This is a genomic window from Achromobacter denitrificans NBRC 15125, from assembly GCF_001571365.1.
In the GTDB taxonomy this organism is placed as follows: Bacteria; Pseudomonadota; Gammaproteobacteria; order Burkholderiales; family Burkholderiaceae_B; genus Achromobacter; species Achromobacter denitrificans.
On sequence record NZ_BCTQ01000024.1, the window covers coordinates 36918 to 53203 of the forward strand.

Consider the following 16286-nt stretch of genomic DNA (forward strand, 5'->3'; position numbering starts at 1 on the left):
CGGGCCGATTCCGCCGACCGTCAGCTCAGTACCTTGCCCTTCGTTTCGGGCAGCAATAGCGCCGTGACGATGACGATGGCGTAGGCGCCCGTGGCGAATGCGCCGATGGCCCATCCCAGGCCATGCGTCTGCGAAAGAAACCCCACCAGACTGGGGAACAGCGCTCCGATGCCCCGGCCGAAGTTGTACGCGAAACCTTGCCCGTTTGCGCGCACGTCCGTCGGGAACAGCTCGGTCAGGTAGGCACCGATACCGCTGAATATCCCGGATGCCGCGAAACCCAGCGGAAAGCCAAGGACCAGCATCGCGTCGTTGCTCAGCGGCACGAGCGTGTACACATAAACTGTCAGCGCCGACAGAACGGAGAAAATCAGCAGGTTGGCCCGGCGCCCGAGCTTGTCGGCGGAATACGCGCCGGCGATGTAGCCGCAGAACGAGCCCACGATGATGACCATCAGATAGCCGCCGGTGCCCAGAACGGACAACTGGCGCTCCGTCTTGAGGAAGGTGGGCAGCCAAGTGGTAATGGCGTAATAGCCGCCCTGGACGCCGGTGCACAGTAATGCGGTGACCATCGTGGTTTTCAGCAGGGAAGGGGAGAAGATCTTCCAGAAGGAGGGCCGTTCCGCCGAGCTCTGCGCCTGGGCGCGCGCGCGCTGGAAGACTTCGGGTTCCGGGACGTGCTTGCGGATGTAGATGACGAGGAACGCGGGGGCGACGCCGATCCAGAACAGCGTGCGCCACGCCCATTCGGGAGGCAGCACCGAGAACGCGATGGTGTAGAGAATCGCGGCAGCGCCCCAGCCTACCGCCCAGCCGCTTTGCACCGTGCCGACCGCCTTGCCGCGGTGCTGCGCGCGAACGATTTCCCCCATCAGCACCGAACCGACGGCCCATTCTCCGCCGAAGCCCAGCCCTTGCAGCGCCCGCAGGATCAGGAGTTGTTCGAAATTCTGCGCGAAACCGATGGCCACCGTGCAGGCGGAGAACCAGAGAATGGTGATTTGCAGGATGCGCACGCGGCCGTAGCGGTCCGCCAGGATGCCCGCCAGCCAGCCGCCGATCGCCGAGAACAGTAGCGTTACGGTGCCAAGCATGCCGGCCTGGCCCTTTTCGATGCCCCACAGGCTGATGAGTGTGGAGATCACGAAGGTGAACACCATGAAATCCAGCGCGTCTATCGCCCAGCCGCCGAAGGCGCCGATGAACGTCCGGCGCTCGGTCTTGTTCATTTCCCTGTACCACTGCATGTGTCGACTCCTGATTCTTCTTGCCAAGACGCGCCGCGGCGGGCGCGCGGGTGAAGGTGAATGGGCCCTAGACGGCGGGGAAATCGTAGAGCCGCTGCGGGTTGCTCACCAGTATGCGTCGCCGCAATTCGGGCTCGGGCGCCCAGGCGGCCAGCTGGTTGCGGAGCCGGCCGGTGTCGACCATGGGCGATATGTGCACATGCGGCCAGTCGCTGCCCCACACGACGCGATCTGGCGCGGCTTCGATCAATGCCCGCGCCCAGGGCGTGACGTCCTCGTATGCATCGAATCGGGTGCTGATGCGGTAGGCGCCGGAGAGCTTGGCCCACCAGCCATGGTCGACCAGCATATGGCGCAGGGCCTGGAAGCCTGCGCTTTGCAGGCCTTCGGCCACGGGCATGTGGCCCATGTGGTCGACGACGCCGGGCACGGGAAGCTTGCGCATCCTGGGCAGCAGTTCGGGCAACTGGCGCGCGTCCATCAGGAACTGCATGTGCCATCCCATGTCCTTGGTCCGGTGCGCCAGGGTTTCCATGGCGTCGAAACCGATGCCGCCGCCAAACAGTACGTTCAGGCGCAGGCCGCGCACGCCGGCGGCATGCATGTTCTGGAGCTCACGGTCGGTGACATCCGGGCCGACGACGCCGATGCCGCGCAACTGGTCGGGGTGCCTGCGCAGCACCTCCAGCATGTAGCGATTGTCGGTGCCATAGACGCTGATCTGCACCAGCACGCCGCGCGACATGCCCTGGCTGCGGAGCATGTCCAGGTACATCTGCTCGGTCGCGGGCGGGGGCGTGTAGGTGCGCTCCGGCACCATGGGGTATATGCCGGCGTCCCCGGCCACGACGTGGGCGTGGGTGTCGACGGCGCCGGCGGGGATATCGAATGCCGGGGGCTCATGCTCGCCCAGGGGCAGCGGGGCAAGGCAATGAGGGATGTCCGCGTCCGGGCGCGGTTCGAAGCTGGTCATGCTCGTCTCCAATGGCAAGGTGCCGATGGTTCAACGCCCATTCTTGTGAACGGCCGGCAATTGACGGAAAGTCGACGATGCGATGGCCTCGAAGATCGCAACGTGCTCGCGATGCACTTGTTCGGGTAGTCCTTCTTCGCGTTGCGTGTGTTCGCGCGCGGTGAGCAGCACAGGGCTGCCTCCAGGCGCCGCAGGATGTGTTCCATGACGTCCACGTCTTCCTGGGTGCGGCGTTCAGCGGCCAAGGCGGCCACCGCGCTTTCGAGGTCCAGCCGCAATTCATAGATGGCCGTCAATTCCGCCGCATCCAATTCCGGGCACGAGGTTCCGGCGCGCCTTACTTGATTCCGACGATCTTGATCGTCATGATCAAGCTCGCTCCGGGTGGAATGTCTTCGCTGCCCGAATCGCCCTCAATCAGCTTCGCGGGAACGTGGATTTTCGCGGAGCCGCCCAGCCCCAACTGAGTGACGGCCGCCTTGAATGCCGGCGGCAGATCCGTGACCTTGCTGGTGACTCCTTCCTTGGTGGAAAGCACTTCGCCGGAGCTCAGCTTTTCTTCCAGCTCGAAGAGGATTTCGTTTTGGGCGGTCACCATGGGCGGCGTGCCCTTCTTCAGGATGCGATACACGGCGCCGTCCGGCATCTTGACGGCGCCTTTTTCTTTTGCGGCCTCCGCCAGCAGGACCTTGCTCTGCTTTTCATTCTTGGACAGCATGGCGGCATCCAACTGCTGGTCCACGCTGGCAAGATCGGCGGAAATCGTGTTCTGGGGCAATTGCATGCTGTTGGCGACCCGGTCGTTGAACCCCTGCGCGAACGCGGGCAGGTCCAGCTTTCGGCCGATGGATTGCAGCTTTTGTGTTTCCTGCGGCGCGCTGTCTCCGTACCAGGCGCCCAGCGCGTAGCTGATGCGGACATCCTTCGGGGCGGTGCTGTCGATGGCGACACGCCTTGCCGGGCCCGGGATTTCTCCCTTTGCGTCGCCGGCCTGTTGCGAGGCCGGCTTGTTGCCCGCCTGCTGGTTGGCCTTGCGCAAGTCCGCCAGCGCCCGTTCCTGTTCCTCCCGCTGCCGCGCCAGGATCTGGTTTTGCGCGAGAAGCTCGGCGACCTGCTGGTTCAGGCCGATGATTTCCTTCCCGGCCGCATCGGATCCGGCTTCGGATGCGTCATGGGCGGGGCGGCTGGCAGCCGCCGCCTGCAGGGCGGCAAGTTCGTTCTCTAGCGCCTGCTTTTGCGCCAGCGCGTCGTTCAGTTGCCGGGTCAGTTCGCCGATCTGCCCGGCCGCCTGCTGTGGCGCGGGCGCGGGAACAGGCGCAGGGATCGAGCGGCGATGCGAATCGCTGCCGATGATGTTCTCTTCTGCCAACCTATCCAGCAGGCTGGTTTCGGAGGCGGGCGCCTTGGCAACGGAAAACATGAGCGCGCAGCACAGCGCGGTGCCGATGGGTTTTTTCATAGCTGGCTGTGCAGGCCCTGCGCACGCTGCAGCATGTTGGAATAGATGGCGTTATTGATGCGGAAGCACACCAGCGAAAGCACCCTGTCGATTTCGGTCTGCATGACTTCGGCCGCCTTGCCGTCGATTGCCGAAGCATTGGATTTGTAGAGAACGTAGTTTTCGTTGATGGCGGCGAGCTGGGCCCTGTAGGTTTCGTAGGCGTCCGGGTTCAACTGCTTCAGCGCGGAGAATTCCTGGTAGCACTGCTGGTTCTTGTCGATGGCATCGTCTTTCGTGGCGACGAGGGCGGTGGGGCGGGCGCTGCAGCCTGCCAGGGCTAACGCGGCAGACAGAATGGCTGCGCTGGCTGGGAGAAATTTCATGAATGCTGGTCCACGGATGAGTGCGAAACCGCCTGCCGAACGGGCGGGCAGCCGATCGCGCCGCGTCGGCGATGGCGATCGCATCGATTCGGGGGGATCGAGGTTTTGACCAGCAATAGACCACAGATGGCTGCGCGAAGAATATAGGGCCTGTCTGATTTGGTGGGCGCGATTTCCGCAGGTGCGCCTGGATGCAACTCGGTCCATTCGAGGCGCTTGCGGCCTGGGAACGCCGGGTGCGCCGAGCGTGGCGCATTAAGGACTGGCTTAAGTGTGGGTAAACGGGCCGTGAATCACGGCGAGCGCCGGACTATTTATAGTGGGCCCATCATCATTCCGAGAGAGCGCCGCATGCCCAGTCCCGCCGTTACGTCTTCCTATCCCCGCGCCGTGCTGTTCGATCTGCTGACCGCCCTGCTCGATTCCTGGACGGTCTGGAACCGCGCGGCAGGCGCCGAGTCCGCCGGCCGGGCCTGGCGCGCGGAGTACCTGCGCCGGACCTACGGCTGCGGCGCCTATCAACCCTATGAGCGCCTGGTGGAGGAGGCGGCGCAGGCGGTGGGCCTGCCCGCCGCGGCGCCGCGGGCGCTGGAAGCCCACTGGGACGAGCTGCCCGTCTGGGACGGCGCGCGCGAACTGTTGCAGGCGCTGCGTCCGCATTGCCGGCTGGGGGTAGTTACCAACTGTTCCGAGCGCCTGGGTCACCGGGCGGCCGCCCTGCTGGGCGTGGAATGGGACGTGGTGGTGACGTCCGAGGAGGCCGGCTATTACAAGCCCGACCCGCGCCCCTACGCGCTGGCCCTCGCGCGCCTGGAGGTCGAGCCGCCGCAGGCGGCGTTCATCGCGGGATCCGGCTACGACATGTTCGGCACCAGCAAGGTGGGGCTGCGCACCTACTGGCACAACCGCGTGGGATTGACCCTGCCCGACGGCGCGGCGCGCCCCGAGCGGGAGTCGCCGGGGCTGGATGCGGCGCTGCCGTGGCTGGCCGGGTTCCACGCCGGCTGAGCGCGCCGGATAGGCCTCCAGGCCGCCGCTTGGGCAATACAAAATGTTGCCCGTGGCGGCCCTTCCGCTTGCTAGCATGGGCAAGCCGGAATGATCCGGCATACCGACGGGATAGTGGAGGTTGCCATGCGTTCAAGAACAATATTCAACCGTATCGCAATTGTCGCGGCATCGGGGGCCTTGCTGGCCGGGTGCGCCACGCAACAGCAGACCAATACCGCCGTGGGCACCGGCGCGGGCGCCGCGCTCGGCGCGGGCATCGGCGCCTTGATCGGCCACGGCACGGGCGCGGCCATCGGCGCGGGTATCGGCGCGGTGGCGGGCGGGCTGGTCGGCTACAACTGGAAGGTCGTCAAGGAAGACGTGCAGAATTCGGGCGCGTCCTCGCTCGGGATCGACGTGGTGGAAATGCCCGACGGCAGCCTCAAGGTCAACATCCCCAGCGGCGTGTCGTTCGACACGGACAAGACGCAACTCAAGCCCGCCTTGCTGCCCGTCCTGGACAGCGTGGCGCGTTCGCTCAACCAGCATCCCGAGTTGCGGGCGAAGGTCGTCGGCCACACCGACAGCACGGGCGCGCTCGCGCACAACCAGACGCTCTCGGTCAACCGCGCGAAGAGCGTGACGGACTACCTGAGCAAGCAGGGCGTGGCCGCCGGCCGCCTGTCCGTGGAAGGGCGCGGCCCGAACGATCCGATCGGAGATAATGCGACCGCAGAAGGCCGCGCGCTGAATCGGCGCGTGGAGATCTACCTGTACGCCGTGAAGCAGTAATTCCCGGCCCGTGCCCCTGTTCCTGCGCCTCTGGCGGCCGGCGCGTTGCGCGGCCGCCGGCTCCGGCGACAGGGGCACTTTTCCGGAGTCCGCCATGTCCATGTTTCCTCCCGCCCGCATAGGCACCGATACCGCGGTGGCCGCCCTGTCCGGTTGGCAGGCGGTGGCGATGCGCGACGCCATCGAGAAGCGCTTCCGCTTCGCCAGCTTCAATGCCGCGTTCGGTTTCATGACGCGCGTGGCGATGTTCGCGGAAAAGCTGAACCATCATCCCGAATGGACCAACGTCTACAACCGCGTGGACGTGACCCTGACCACCCATGACGCGGGCGGCGTGACCGAGCTGGACGTGCGCATGGCGCAGTTCATGGACGAGGCGGCCGCGCAGTTGGGCGGGACCGCGCCGAAGGCCGGCGCCTGAGGGTTCAGTCGTCCGCGGCGTCGTCGCGGGCCTGCAGGTGGTCGATCAGGCGGTCGAGCATGCCGCCCAGGAGGCGCTGTTCGTCCGCGCTCAGGCAGGCGAAGATTTCGTCGTTGCGCCGGGCGATCAGGTCGATGACGCGCCGGTACTGCGCCACGCCGGCCGCGGTCGGCGCCAGCACCACGCCACGCCCGTCGGACTCGGAATTCGTTTTCTCGACCAGGCCGCGCTCCACCAGCGCCTGCGCCGAGCGGCTGGCCTGACCCTTGTTCAGGTTGGCCGCGCGCGCCAGGTCGTTGACGGACAGGGGCGCATAGCGGCCGATGGCCGCCAGGCAGCGCGCCTCGCCCAGGGGAATGCCGCAATCCGCCAGATAGACGCGATTCGTGTCCCGGTCCGTGATCTTGTTGAGCACGTGCAGGCGATAGGTCAGGAATCGTTCGAGGGCGGGCTGGGTCACGTCGGGGCGGCGGCGGTGGGGGCGGGATAGTTTGCCACAGGGCCGTCGGGCTGGCAGGCGGCCTCGGCCTGCGCCAGCAGCGCCGCAGCCTGGTTGGCGTCGGTCAGCAGGGTCAGCAGCGACAGGCTCAGGATGGACAGGAAGAGCGGCGCCTGCGCTTCGCCGACGCGCGTGAGCGCCTGCGCCATCCCGGTGTAGGTCTGGTCCAGTTCGTCGTTGGTCATGCTTGGCCTTCCTTGTTCGGGGTCAGGTCGATCGAGGGGTAGTAGGGCTGGAGCGCCGCGAGCAGGGCGCTGGCCGCGGGCGCCGCCCAGCGGCCCAGCACGTAGCCGTCCGGCCGCATGAGGTAGACGGTGCCGGCGTCGCCGCCGAACCGCTGGCGCAGTTGCCCATGGGTGTCGCGCAGGCTGCCGGCGTCCGTGCCGATGCGCAGCACGCGCAAGGGTTGGGGCGCGCCGCGGGACGAGGCGGCCAGGGCCTCCAGGTCCGCCGTCAGCGCCGGGCCGGGGGAGAACGCCAGCGCCACGAAGCCGGCGCCGAAGTATTCGCTCAGATGGCGGGATGTGTCGCCGTCGTGCAGCAGCGCCTCGGGCGCGGGCTGGCCGGGCGCCGCGGCGCCGGCATGCGGCGCCCGGTCAGCCAGGTTCAGCGGCGAGGTGTCGTACGAGATGGGCGCGGACTGACGCGGGTTGATCAGCGGCCGCACCGCGTCGTTCACCAGTGCCAGGCGCAGCGCCGCTTCGCGCATCAGGCGAAAGCCATAGTCCGGCGGCGCCATGAATTCCGTGCTCTTGGCCCCGTAGGCCAGGTTCTGCCGGGTGGCGTGGACGCGCTCGACGCTGTAGCTGTCCAGCAGCGAATCGGGCGCCTGGCCTTTCAGCACCCAGGCCAGTTTCCAGGCGAGGTTGCCGGCGTCGTCCAGCCCGGAGTTCAGGCCGCGCACGCCGAAGATGGGCACCAGGTGGCCGGCGTCGCCGGCGAACAGGACCCGGCCGTGGCGATAGCTGTCCAGGGTCAGGCACTTGGCGTTGTAGATGGAGATCCAGAGCGGCTTCCAGGGCGCGGTCTCGCCGATCATGTCCAGGTGGCTCTGCACGCGCGGCAGCACGTTTTCGGGCTTGACGGCCTCTTCGGGATCCTCGTCGTCGCGGATCTGGTAGTCCACGCGCCAGACGTTGCCGGGCTGGCGGTGCATGAGCAGGGTGGACCCGGGATTGGACGGCGGGTCGAACCAGGCCAGGCGCTCGACCGGGCGCCGGGATTCCTGTTCGATGTCGACGATGACGTACCGCCCTTCGTACTGCATGCCTTCCAGCTTCAGGCCCATCGCTTCGCGCACGGTGCTGCGGCCGCCGTCGCAGGCGATCAGCCAGTCGGCGCGAACGCTGTGACGCTGGCCGCCGCTGTCTACCTCGACGGTCACGCCGCTGTCGTCGGCCTGCAGGCCGGCGACGCGGGCCGACCATTGCAGCGCGGCCAGTTCCGGATGGCGCTGCATGGCCTGGTGGGCATATTCCTCCACCGCGTACTGCTGGATGTTGACCATGGGCGCATAGCGCTGCAGCGGCTCGTGCGGCATTTCGAAATGCAGGACCTCGCGGTCGCGGTAGTAGCTGCGTCCGCCGGTCCAGGCCAGGCCCGTGGCCGCGAGCGGGCGGTCCGCGCCGACCCAGCCCATGATTTCCTGGGAGCGCCGGGAAATGCAGATGGCGCGGCTGCCGCTGCAGTAGTCGTCGTCCGCTTCCACGGTAAGGGAGGCGATGCCGTATTCGGCGAGCAGGGCGCCCAGCATCAGACCGACGGGGCCGCCGCCGGCGATGAGGACGGGAACGTGAGAGGGGAGCGTCATGGTGTCTCCGCAGTTTGGTTGTTTGCGCAACTATATGCTGGGGTGGTTGTGTGCGCAACTACTTTTTGAAGACAAAAAAAACCCGCCGGATCAGGGCGGGCTTCGGGTCGGGGCGGCGGTTCAGTTGCGCACGTAGTAGATGCGCATCGCGTGTTGCTTCTGCCCGCCGTCCATGACGCGCAGCACCACGACCTTGGGCGTGAAGCCGTCGGGCAGCTTCAACTGGCCGATCGCGTAGTCGTAGCGGTCCACGTTCAGGGTGGGGCCTTCGGGCGTGACCGTGGCGGCGCGGCCGTTGGGGTAGGTGCCGTCGATGGAGAAGGTGAGCGTGCCCTTGAACGGCGCGCCCTGGCGTTCTTCGCGCATGACCAGGACCTGGAAGTCGAGCTGGCCCGGCGCGCGCTTGAAGGTGGCCGAGCGGATGCCCAGGTTGCCGCCGCGCGGGTCTGCGGGCATGGCGTCCTGGAACAGGACCAGTTCCTTGTTCAGCGTGTCGATCTTGCTGCGGGCCTCGGCCAGGTCGCTGGTCAGCTTTTCGTGGCCGGACTTGTTGGCGTCGCGCTGCTGCGTGGCTTCTTCGAGCTGGCTTTGCAGGCGCTGGCGTTCGAGGTTGGACGCGCTGAGTTCGGTATGCAGCTGTTCGGATTGCTCGACGGTCAGCCGTTGCGGACCGTAGTTGGTCTGGAGGAAGAGCACGCCGCCCGCGCCCAGGGCAATGCCCACCAGCAGCAGGACGAGCCAGCGCGGCATGCGGCGCGTGCGTTGCCCCGGTTGGTATACGGAGGGCTTGAACACGGCCCGTTGCGATCTTCCGAACATCCCCATTCCTAGAAAACTTCCTGTAATTTAGGCTCATCCGCGGGCTGCGCGCGGGTCAAAGCGTCAGAGAATACCCCGTTAGCCGGGGCGTTGGGTGCGCGGACAAGCCTGGTTGCGCACCTTGATATTGTGAAATATGTGGACATCAACGGGCCAGGGCGTCGAGCTCGGCGTCCAGGTCGGCCAGCCGTTGAGGCGTGCCCACGTCCGTCCATCGGCCCTCGTGGCGCGCGCCGCGCGCCAGGCCGCGGGCCATGGCTTGCCTGAGCAGGGGCGCCAGGGGCGCCGCCGTGCCCCGGACGACGTCCGCGAACAACGAAGGATGGTAGACGCCGATACCGGCGAAGGTCAAACGGGGTTCGCCCTGGGCATGGACGAGGCCGTCCGCCGCCAGGTGGAAATCGCCCGCCGGATGCTGGACGGGGTTGTCCACCAGCAACAGCCAGGCTCCGCCCGGGGGCAGCGTCCGGCCGAGCCCGGGCGCCTGGCCCGGATCCCAATCGCACCAGACGTCGCCGTTGACCACCAGGAAGGGGGCGTCGCCCAGCAGGGGCAGCGCCTGGGCGATGCCGCCCGCGGTTTCCAGCGCGGACGCTTCGGCCGAATACCGGATGCGCACGCCGTATTCGCCGCCGTCTCCCAGCGCCCGCTCGATCTCGTGGCCGAGCCAGGCGTGGTTGATGACGATGTCGCGGATGCCGGCGGCGGCCAGCCGTTGCAGATGCCAGACGATCAGCGGCTTGCCGCCCACGGACAGCAGCGGCTTGGGCAGGCGGTCCGTCAGCGGGCGCATGCGCTCGCCGCGGCCCGCCGCGAGTATCATGGCCCGCATCAGAACGTGTACCCGACGGAGACTTCGCGGTTGTCCAGCTTGTCCAGCAGGCGCAGGAGCGGGGTGAAGACGCCGTAGCGCTGGGCCACCTGGCGGACGTAGGCGTTCATGCGCGGCAGGTGGGCCAGGTAGTGGGCCTTGCCGTCGCGATGGTTGAGCCGGGCGAACACGCCCAGGATGCGCAGGTTGCGCTGCAGCCCCATCCATTCGTAGGCGCGATGGAATTCGGCGAAATCGGCGTCCACCGGCAGTCCGGCCGCGCGCGCCATTTCCCAATAGCGGATGGCCCAGTCCAGCTGCTGGGGTTCTTCCCAGGTGGTGCGGGCGTCGGTGACGAGCGAGGCCAGGTCGTAGGTGATGGGGCCGGCCAGCGCATCCTGGAAATCGATGACGCCGGGATTGGGGCCATATTGCGGCTGGTCGCAGACCATCAGGTTGGGCGAGTGGTAGTCGCGATGCACCAGCACCCGCGCCTGGCTGCCGTTGGTGGCCGACAGCAGGGCGAAGATCTTGTCCAGGGCGTTCGCGGTCTTGTCGTCCAGCGTGACGCCGTGGTGTTTCCCCACGTACCATTCGGGAAACAGCTTCAGTTCGTCGGCCAGACGGGCCGAATCGTAGATGCCCAGGCCGGCCGTGGACGCCTGCTGCAGCTGGACCAGCGCGCGGAGGGCGTCGCGGTACAGCGCCTGGAGCTGGCTGTCGGTCAGCCCCGACTGGATGCGCTGGTAATAGGTTTGCTCGCCCAGGTCGGACAGCAGCAGCAGGCCCAGGTCCTGGTTCTTTTCCAGCACGGCCGGCACGTTCAGGCCTGCATCCGCCAGCAGTTGGCCCACCTGCAGGAACGGGCGGGTGTCTTCATGCGCCGGCGGGGCGTCCATGACAATCAGGGTGCGTTCGCCGGCGTCCAGCCTGAAGTAGCGGCGGAAGCTGGCGTCCGAGGAAGCCGGGCGCAGCGTCTCGACAGCCAGATTCAGGGCGGCGGGCAGGCCGCCCAGCCAGTTGCGGATCTGCTCAAGGCGGGGGTCGTGATCGTTTTTCAAGGAAGATCCGTGTCAGAAAGGCAATATTGCGGAAAATTGTGCCGCGCGGGGGCGAGAGGCCGGCCGTGAGCACTTAGGGCTGGGCCTATGGCGCGGCTTCTCTATAATACCGGCTCGTTTCCGTTAGCATTGGCCCTTCGTGGGTGCCGGTGTCGGGTTTCCCCATCGTCAAAAAGGGCTGTTTTCACTCGTGCGCAAGGTTCGGTGGTTGATCCTCTCTGCTGTCAGCGTGGCCGCCGGAGCCGTCCAGGCTCAAGGCAGCCAGGGCACCGCTCCCGCCGCGCCGTCAGCCACGCAGACGCCCGCGCTGCGCAGCTCGCCGGGCTTGCGTCTGCATCGCTTGCCCGACGACGCCATTCCCGCCTTCATGGAAGCGGACTCGATCGAGGGCGACCCCGATTCCGACCTGACCCTGACCGGCAACGCCCAGGTGCGCCGCATCGACGGCGTGATCAAGGGCGACCGGATCAATTACCGCAAGGACACGGGCGAGGTCGACGTCCAGGGCAGCGCCCGCATGATGCGCGACGGCACCCTGGTGACGGGGCCGAACGCCAAGTTCAACGTGGACAAGTACTCGGGCGAGGTCGAGAAGCCCAATTTCTGGATGGGCGCCACGGGCGGCTTCGCGGTCGCCGAGCACGCGGACATCTTCAGCAAGTCGCAGATGCGGCTGCATACGGTGACCTATAGCGGCTGCGCCTGCGAGACGCCATCCTGGTACATCAAGGCCAATACCGTCGACATCGATTTCGACGAGAACGAAGGCGTGGCGCGCAATGGCGTGCTGTACTTCAAGGACGTCCCGATCCTGGCTTCGCCCTACATGACCTTCCCGGTCAAGAAGGAACGCAAGTCGGGCTTCCTGATGCCGACCTACGGCACCACCAGCCAGGGCGGCTTCGATCTGTCGGTGCCGTACTACCTGAATCTGGCGCCCAATTACGACATGACCATCCAGCCGCGCTATTTCTCCAAGCGCGGCCTGCAGCTCGGCGGCGAATTCCGCTACCTGGGGCCCAGCTACGCCGGCACGCTGAACGGCACCTACCTGGCCGACGACCACGTCACCGGCGAGGACCGCTGGATGTACTGGTGGCGCCACCAGCAGCAGTTCTCCCACGGCTTCTATGCCGACTGGGACGTGGCGAAGGTCTCGGACGACGACTATTTCCGCGACATCTCCCAGCTGGGCCTGAACCAGGCCTCCACGACCTACCTGCCGCAGCGCGCGCGGGTGGGCTGGGGCTCCCAGTACTGGAGCGCGTACGCCCAGGTCTACAAGTACCAGACGCTGCAGGATCCGGAAGCGCCGCTGGTGCCGCCGTACGACAAGGTTCCCGAGCTGTACCTGCGCGGCGCGCGCTACGACTGGGGCGGTTTCGACGTCGACTGGACCTCCACCGCCGTGCGCTTCAGCATTCCCACGGTGGGCGGGGTGCGCCAGGGTCCCCAGGGCGACCGCCTCCAGAGCTACCCGACGGTCTCCTACCCGATCGTGAAGCCGGGCTGGTTCATCGTGCCGAAGGCGGGCGTGAACTACACCCAGTACCAGACCGACTGGTACGGCCGCGACTGGCTGCGCCTGAATTCCGGGACCTCGGCCGCGGGCACCTCGGCGGGCTATCCCCGCTCCCAATCGCGCACCGTGCCCATCATGTCGCTGGACACCGGCCTGATCTTCGAACGCGACACGTCGCTGTTCGGCAAGGCTTCCACGCAGACCCTGGAACCGCGCCTGTACTACCTGTACGTGCCGTACCGCGACCAGTCCAAGCTGCCGGTCTACGACACGTCGCTGGCGGACTTCAGCTTTTCGCAGGCCTTCGAGGAAAACATCTACACCGGCGGCTGGGACCGCATCGCGAACGCGAACCAGCTCACGGCGGCGCTGACCACGCGCTGGCTGGATGCCAATACCGGTTTCGAGCGCCTGTCGCTGTCCGTGGCGCAGCGGCTGTATTTCGCCGACCAGAAGGTGACGCTGCCCGGCGAGACGCCGCGCGAGAACGTGCGTTCCGATTTCCTGGTGGGCGCCAGCGCGGCGCTGACCGACACGCTCACCACGGAAGTGGCGGGCCAGTACAACCCGTATGACAACAATTGGTCGCGCGGCCTGGTGAGCGCCCGCTGGACCCCGCAGCGCCTGACCACGGTGGCGGTGTCGTACCGCTACCAGCGCGATCCGCAGCCGGGCGTCGCCTACCAGCCGCAAGGCCAGAACCAGGTCAGCCTGGCGCTCCAGTGGCCGTTCAGCAAGCGCTGGTACGGCGTGGGCCGGGTCGACTATTCCCTGCGTTCGGGCCCCTCCAGCACGATCGCCAACACGACGGACTCCCCGCGCGTGACCCAGGCCATCGCCGGCCTGGAGTACAAAGGGGATTGCTGCTGGGTGGGCCGCGTGGTCTACCAGCGCTATGCCGTTTCGGCCACGGACGCCAACTCCGCGGTGTTCCTGCAGCTGGAGCTGACCGGCCTGGGTTCCCTGGGGACCGACCCGATGAACCTGCTGAACAGAAGTATCCCCGGCTACTCGCGCATTACGCCGCCTGTGCCTGCCGGGACCACATTTGAAAGGTATGAATGATGCGTAGGTTGCACTCTTTGCGCCGCCTCTCCCGCAATGCGTTGCTGCTGGCCGTGTGCGCCGGCGTGCCTGCCGCGTACGCGGCCGAGCAGAACGGCAAGGGCTCGAACAACGGCGCCAAGGCCGCTTCCGCGCAGAACGGCGCGAAAGCCTCGTCCGCGCAGAAGAGCGCCGCTCCGGCTCCGCAGGGCGAACAATTCGTCGACGGGATCGCCGCGGTGGTCGACAAGGACGTGATCACGCTGCGCGAACTGCGCGACGCGTCCCTGCGCATCGCGGGGGAACTGAAGTCCCGCGGCATCCAGGTGCCCGACGACCAGACCCTGCAGCACCAGGTGCTGCAACGCCTGATCACGGAGCGCGTGCAGCGCCACGAAGCGGATCGCATGGGCATCCGCGTGGACGACGCGCAGGTCGACATGGCCATCCAGACCATCGCCGGCCGCAACAAGATCACCGTGCCGCAGCTGCGCCAGGAAATCGAGAAATCGGGCACCAGCTGGGACGCCTATCGCAAGTCGCTGCGCGATGAGATCCGCATGGACCGCCTGCGCCAGCGCGCGGTGGATTCCACCATCGTCATTTCCGACGCCGAAGTCGACGCCTTCCTGAAGGACCAGCGCCGCAATCCGGCGTTCGCCGCGGCGCCGGAAGCGCAGCAGCAGCCTCAGGCCCAGCCGCAGGCCCAGCAGCAACCGGCGCCCGAGCAGGCCGCCGCGCCGGCGGGCCCGATGCTCTACGCGCTGGCCCAGATCCTGGTGCGCGTGCCCGAAGGGTCGTCGCCCGAGCAACTGGCGGCGCTGCGCAAGAAGGCCGAAGGCCTGCTGGCCCAGGCCAAGCGCGGCGACGATTTCGCCAGCCTGGCCGCGGCCGCCTCGGACGGCCCCGAAGCGCTGCAGGGCGGCGTCATGGGCGTGCGCCCGCTGGACGGCTGGCCCGACCTGTTCGTGAAGGCCATCAGCGGCCTGCAGAAAGGGCAGGTCAGCAGCCTGATCCAGAGCGGCAACGGCTTCCACATCATCAAGGTGATGGATCGCGGATCGGCGCAGCCCGCGCCCAGCCGCACGGCCCGCGCCCCGGCTCCGGCGCCCGCGCCGCAACCCGCCGCGCCGCGTCCCCAACAGGCGCAGCAGGGGCCGGTCGAGGTCGTGCAGACCCGCGCGCGCCACATCCTGATCAAAACCTCCACCGTCATGAGCGACGAGCTGGCGCGCCAGCGCCTGGAGCAGGTCCGCCAGCGCCTGGTGAGCGGCGGCGCCAAGTTCGAGGACATGGCTCGCCAGTACTCGCAGGACGCGACGGCGCCGCAAGGCGGCGAACTGGGCTGGCTGAACCCGGGCGAAACGGTCCCGCCGTTCGAGGCCGCCATGAATGCCTTGCAGCCGGGCGAAATCAGCCAGCCGGTCCAATCGCCTTTCGGCTGGCACCTGATCCAGGTCGAAGAGCGCCGGCAGCATGACGCGTCGGACGACATGGCCCGCATGAAGGCCCGCCAGCTGCTGTTCGAGCGCCGCGCGCAGCCCGCGTTCGAAGACTGGCTGGAGCAGCTGCGCGCGCAGGCGTATGTCGACAACCGCCTGGAAAAGCAGCAGAAGATCCAACAGAACAACCGCTAAACGCATTACGGGCTTTACATGTCTCAACACCAGGCGCGCAAGCGCTTCGGCCAGAACTTCCTGACCGACGAAAGCGTCGTCGAGTCCATCGTCAGGGCGGTATCGCCCGCCCGCGACGATACCGTGGTCGAGATCGGGCCGGGCCTGTCGGCGCTGACCCGGCCGCTGCTCGAACGCCTGGATCACCTCACCGCGGTGGAGATCGACCGCGATCTGGCGGCGCGCCTGCGCAAGCAGTTCGAGGAAGGCCGCCTGACCGTGGTCGAGGCGGATGCGCTGACGGTGGATTTTTCCCAATTCGGCAGCGGGCTGCGGATCGTGGGCAACCTGCCCTACAACATCTCCAGCCCCTTGTTGTTCCACCTGATGACCTGGGCCGACCACGTTCGCGACCAGCACTTCATGCTGCAGCGGGAAGTGATCGACCGCATGGTGGCGCAGCCCGGTTCGGGCGATTTCAGCCGCCTCTCCGTGATGCTGCAATCGCGCTACCGCATGCACAAGCTGTTCGACGTGCCGCCGGAGGCTTTCGATCCGCCGCCCAAGGTGGTGTCGGCGATCGTGCGCATGGTGCCCCTGCCGGCCGAGCGCCTGCGCCCGGTCAGCGCGCGCGCCTTCGAAACGGTGGTGGCGCGCGCCTTCTCGCAGCGCCGCAAGATGCTGCGCCGCGTGCTGGCCGACTGGGCCGCGCAAGTGCCCTGGGAAGCCCTGGACATCGCGCCCACGGCCCGCGCCGAGGATATCTCGGTGGACCGCTACATCCGCCTGTCGGATGCGCTGGTCGAGGCTGGCGTGCTGCAAGGCGGCTGAGCCCTTCGGCGCCGGCAAACAAA

The 16286-nt window shown here is 67.3% G+C and carries 17 protein-coding genes; 6 read left to right on the forward strand and 11 right to left on the reverse strand.

Annotation, left to right across the window (positions count from 1 at the left end):
• Positions 1-20: 20 nt before the first annotated feature.
• The 5 genes from ADE01S_RS19680 to ADE01S_RS19695 all read right to left on the reverse strand — a co-directional run bounded on the left by ADE01S_RS19680 (position 21) and on the right by ADE01S_RS19695 (position 4047).
• Positions 21-1250: an MFS transporter gene (locus ADE01S_RS19680; RefSeq protein ID WP_062683416.1), complete on the reverse strand. Its 1230-nt coding sequence runs from the start codon at positions 1248-1250 to the stop codon at positions 21-23.
• Between the two features lie 67 nt (positions 1251-1317).
• The gene (locus ADE01S_RS19685) at positions 1318-2223 is read right to left on the reverse strand and encodes an amidohydrolase family protein (protein ID WP_062683417.1); all 906 of its coding nucleotides are present in this window, start codon (positions 2221-2223) and stop codon (positions 1318-1320) included.
• Complete coding sequence (locus ADE01S_RS32315; protein WP_367305467.1) at positions 2220-2477, reverse strand: hypothetical protein; 258 nt, start codon at positions 2475-2477, stop codon at positions 2220-2222. The genes ADE01S_RS19685 and ADE01S_RS32315 overlap by 4 nt, the downstream gene beginning before the upstream one ends.
• A gap of 83 nt (positions 2478-2560) precedes the next feature.
• A complete protein-coding gene (locus tag ADE01S_RS19690; RefSeq protein ID WP_062683418.1) occupies positions 2561-3682 on the reverse strand; it encodes an FKBP-type peptidyl-prolyl cis-trans isomerase in 1122 nt (373 codons plus the stop codon).
• Positions 3679-4047, reverse strand: coding sequence for a YuaE family lipoprotein (locus ADE01S_RS19695; RefSeq protein ID WP_062683419.1), 369 nt, complete (start codon positions 4045-4047; stop codon positions 3679-3681). The genes ADE01S_RS19690 and ADE01S_RS19695 overlap by 4 nt, the downstream gene beginning before the upstream one ends.
• 351 nt (positions 4048-4398) lie before the next feature.
• Here ADE01S_RS19695 and ADE01S_RS19700 point away from each other — a divergent pair, with 351 nt between their 5' ends.
• From ADE01S_RS19700 to ADE01S_RS19710, 3 genes are all read left to right on the forward strand, one after another.
• A complete protein-coding gene (locus ADE01S_RS19700) occupies positions 4399-5055 on the forward strand; it encodes an HAD family hydrolase (RefSeq protein WP_062683420.1) in 657 nt (218 codons plus the stop codon).
• A gap of 126 nt (positions 5056-5181) precedes the next feature.
• A complete protein-coding gene (locus ADE01S_RS19705) occupies positions 5182-5829 on the forward strand; it encodes a YiaD family glycine zipper/OmpA-like lipoprotein (protein WP_062683421.1) in 648 nt (215 codons plus the stop codon).
• Between the two features lie 94 nt (positions 5830-5923).
• Complete coding sequence (locus ADE01S_RS19710; RefSeq protein WP_062683422.1) at positions 5924-6250, forward strand: 4a-hydroxytetrahydrobiopterin dehydratase; 327 nt, start codon at positions 5924-5926, stop codon at positions 6248-6250.
• A 4-nt stretch (positions 6251-6254) separates the two neighbouring features.
• Here the strand turns inward: ADE01S_RS19710 and ADE01S_RS19715 are convergent, their stop codons facing one another.
• The 6 genes from ADE01S_RS19715 to ADE01S_RS19740 form a co-directional block, all read right to left on the reverse strand.
• The gene (locus ADE01S_RS19715) at positions 6255-6710 is read right to left on the reverse strand and encodes a MarR family winged helix-turn-helix transcriptional regulator (protein ID WP_062683423.1); all 456 of its coding nucleotides are present in this window, start codon (positions 6708-6710) and stop codon (positions 6255-6257) included.
• The gene (locus tag ADE01S_RS19720; RefSeq protein WP_062683424.1) at positions 6707-6934 is read right to left on the reverse strand and encodes a hypothetical protein; all 228 of its coding nucleotides are present in this window, start codon (positions 6932-6934) and stop codon (positions 6707-6709) included. Before ADE01S_RS19720 ends, ADE01S_RS19715 begins: the two co-directional genes overlap by 4 nt.
• Entirely contained in the window at positions 6931-8559 is a 1629-nt protein-coding gene (locus ADE01S_RS19725) for an FAD-dependent monooxygenase (protein WP_062683425.1), read from the reverse strand. The genes ADE01S_RS19720 and ADE01S_RS19725 overlap by 4 nt, the downstream gene beginning before the upstream one ends.
• A gap of 120 nt (positions 8560-8679) precedes the next feature.
• Positions 8680-9378 carry a DUF6776 family protein gene (locus ADE01S_RS19730; protein ID WP_062683426.1) on the reverse strand — a complete coding sequence of 233 codons (699 nt, stop codon included), beginning with the start codon at positions 9376-9378 and terminating at the stop codon, positions 8680-8682.
• 145 nt (positions 9379-9523) lie between these two features.
• Positions 9524-10210 (reverse strand): N-acetylmuramate alpha-1-phosphate uridylyltransferase MurU, encoded by a 687-nt coding sequence (gene murU, locus ADE01S_RS19735; protein WP_062683427.1) that lies wholly within the window; start codon positions 10208-10210, stop codon positions 9524-9526.
• Positions 10210-11250: an aminoglycoside phosphotransferase family protein gene (locus ADE01S_RS19740; protein WP_062683428.1), complete on the reverse strand. Its 1041-nt coding sequence runs from the start codon at positions 11248-11250 to the stop codon at positions 10210-10212. The genes murU and ADE01S_RS19740 overlap by 1 nt, the downstream gene beginning before the upstream one ends.
• Before the next feature lie 190 nt (positions 11251-11440).
• On the opposite strand from ADE01S_RS19740, the gene ADE01S_RS19745 reads away from it, so the two are divergent.
• Genes ADE01S_RS19745 through rsmA form a run of 3 tightly spaced genes read left to right on the forward strand, consistent with a single transcriptional unit; the run spans position 11441 to position 16263 of the window.
• A complete protein-coding gene (locus tag ADE01S_RS19745) occupies positions 11441-13837 on the forward strand; it encodes an LPS-assembly protein LptD (RefSeq protein ID WP_062683429.1) in 2397 nt (798 codons plus the stop codon).
• Positions 13834-15453 (forward strand): peptidylprolyl isomerase, encoded by a 1620-nt coding sequence (locus ADE01S_RS19750; RefSeq protein ID WP_062683430.1) that lies wholly within the window; start codon positions 13834-13836, stop codon positions 15451-15453. Before ADE01S_RS19745 ends, ADE01S_RS19750 begins: the two co-directional genes overlap by 4 nt.
• A gap of 18 nt (positions 15454-15471) precedes the next feature.
• On the forward strand, positions 15472-16263 hold the full coding sequence (gene rsmA / locus ADE01S_RS19755) for a 16S rRNA (adenine(1518)-N(6)/adenine(1519)-N(6))-dimethyltransferase RsmA (RefSeq protein WP_062683431.1): 792 nt from the start codon (positions 15472-15474) through the stop codon (positions 16261-16263).
• Positions 16264-16286 lie beyond the last annotated feature (23 nt).

Coding starts and splice junctions, on each gene's coding strand:
- ADE01S_RS19680 (WP_062683416.1), bottom strand. CDS start 1,250: ATGCAGTGGTACAGGGAAATGAACAAGACCGAGCGCCGGACGTTCATC.
- ADE01S_RS19685 (WP_062683417.1), bottom strand. CDS start 2,223: ATGACCAGCTTCGAACCGCGCCCGGACGCGGACATCCCTCATTGCCTT.
- ADE01S_RS19690 (WP_062683418.1), bottom strand. CDS start 3,682: ATGAAAAAACCCATCGGCACCGCGCTGTGCTGCGCGCTCATGTTTTCC.
- ADE01S_RS19695 (WP_062683419.1), bottom strand. CDS start 4,047: ATGAAATTTCTCCCAGCCAGCGCAGCCATTCTGTCTGCCGCGTTAGCC.
- ADE01S_RS19700 (WP_062683420.1), top strand. CDS start 4,399: ATGCCCAGTCCCGCCGTTACGTCTTCCTATCCCCGCGCCGTGCTGTTC.
- ADE01S_RS19705 (WP_062683421.1), top strand. CDS start 5,182: ATGCGTTCAAGAACAATATTCAACCGTATCGCAATTGTCGCGGCATCG.
- ADE01S_RS19710 (WP_062683422.1), top strand. CDS start 5,924: ATGTCCATGTTTCCTCCCGCCCGCATAGGCACCGATACCGCGGTGGCC.
- ADE01S_RS19720 (WP_062683424.1), bottom strand. CDS start 6,934: ATGACCAACGACGAACTGGACCAGACCTACACCGGGATGGCGCAGGCG.
- ADE01S_RS19725 (WP_062683425.1), bottom strand. CDS start 8,559: ATGACGCTCCCCTCTCACGTTCCCGTCCTCATCGCCGGCGGCGGCCCC.
- ADE01S_RS19730 (WP_062683426.1), bottom strand. CDS start 9,378: ATGTTCGGAAGATCGCAACGGGCCGTGTTCAAGCCCTCCGTATACCAA.
- murU (WP_062683427.1), bottom strand. CDS start 10,210: ATGCGGGCCATGATACTCGCGGCGGGCCGCGGCGAGCGCATGCGCCCG.
- ADE01S_RS19750 (WP_062683430.1), top strand. CDS start 13,834: ATGATGCGTAGGTTGCACTCTTTGCGCCGCCTCTCCCGCAATGCGTTG.
- rsmA (WP_062683431.1), top strand. CDS start 15,472: ATGTCTCAACACCAGGCGCGCAAGCGCTTCGGCCAGAACTTCCTGACC.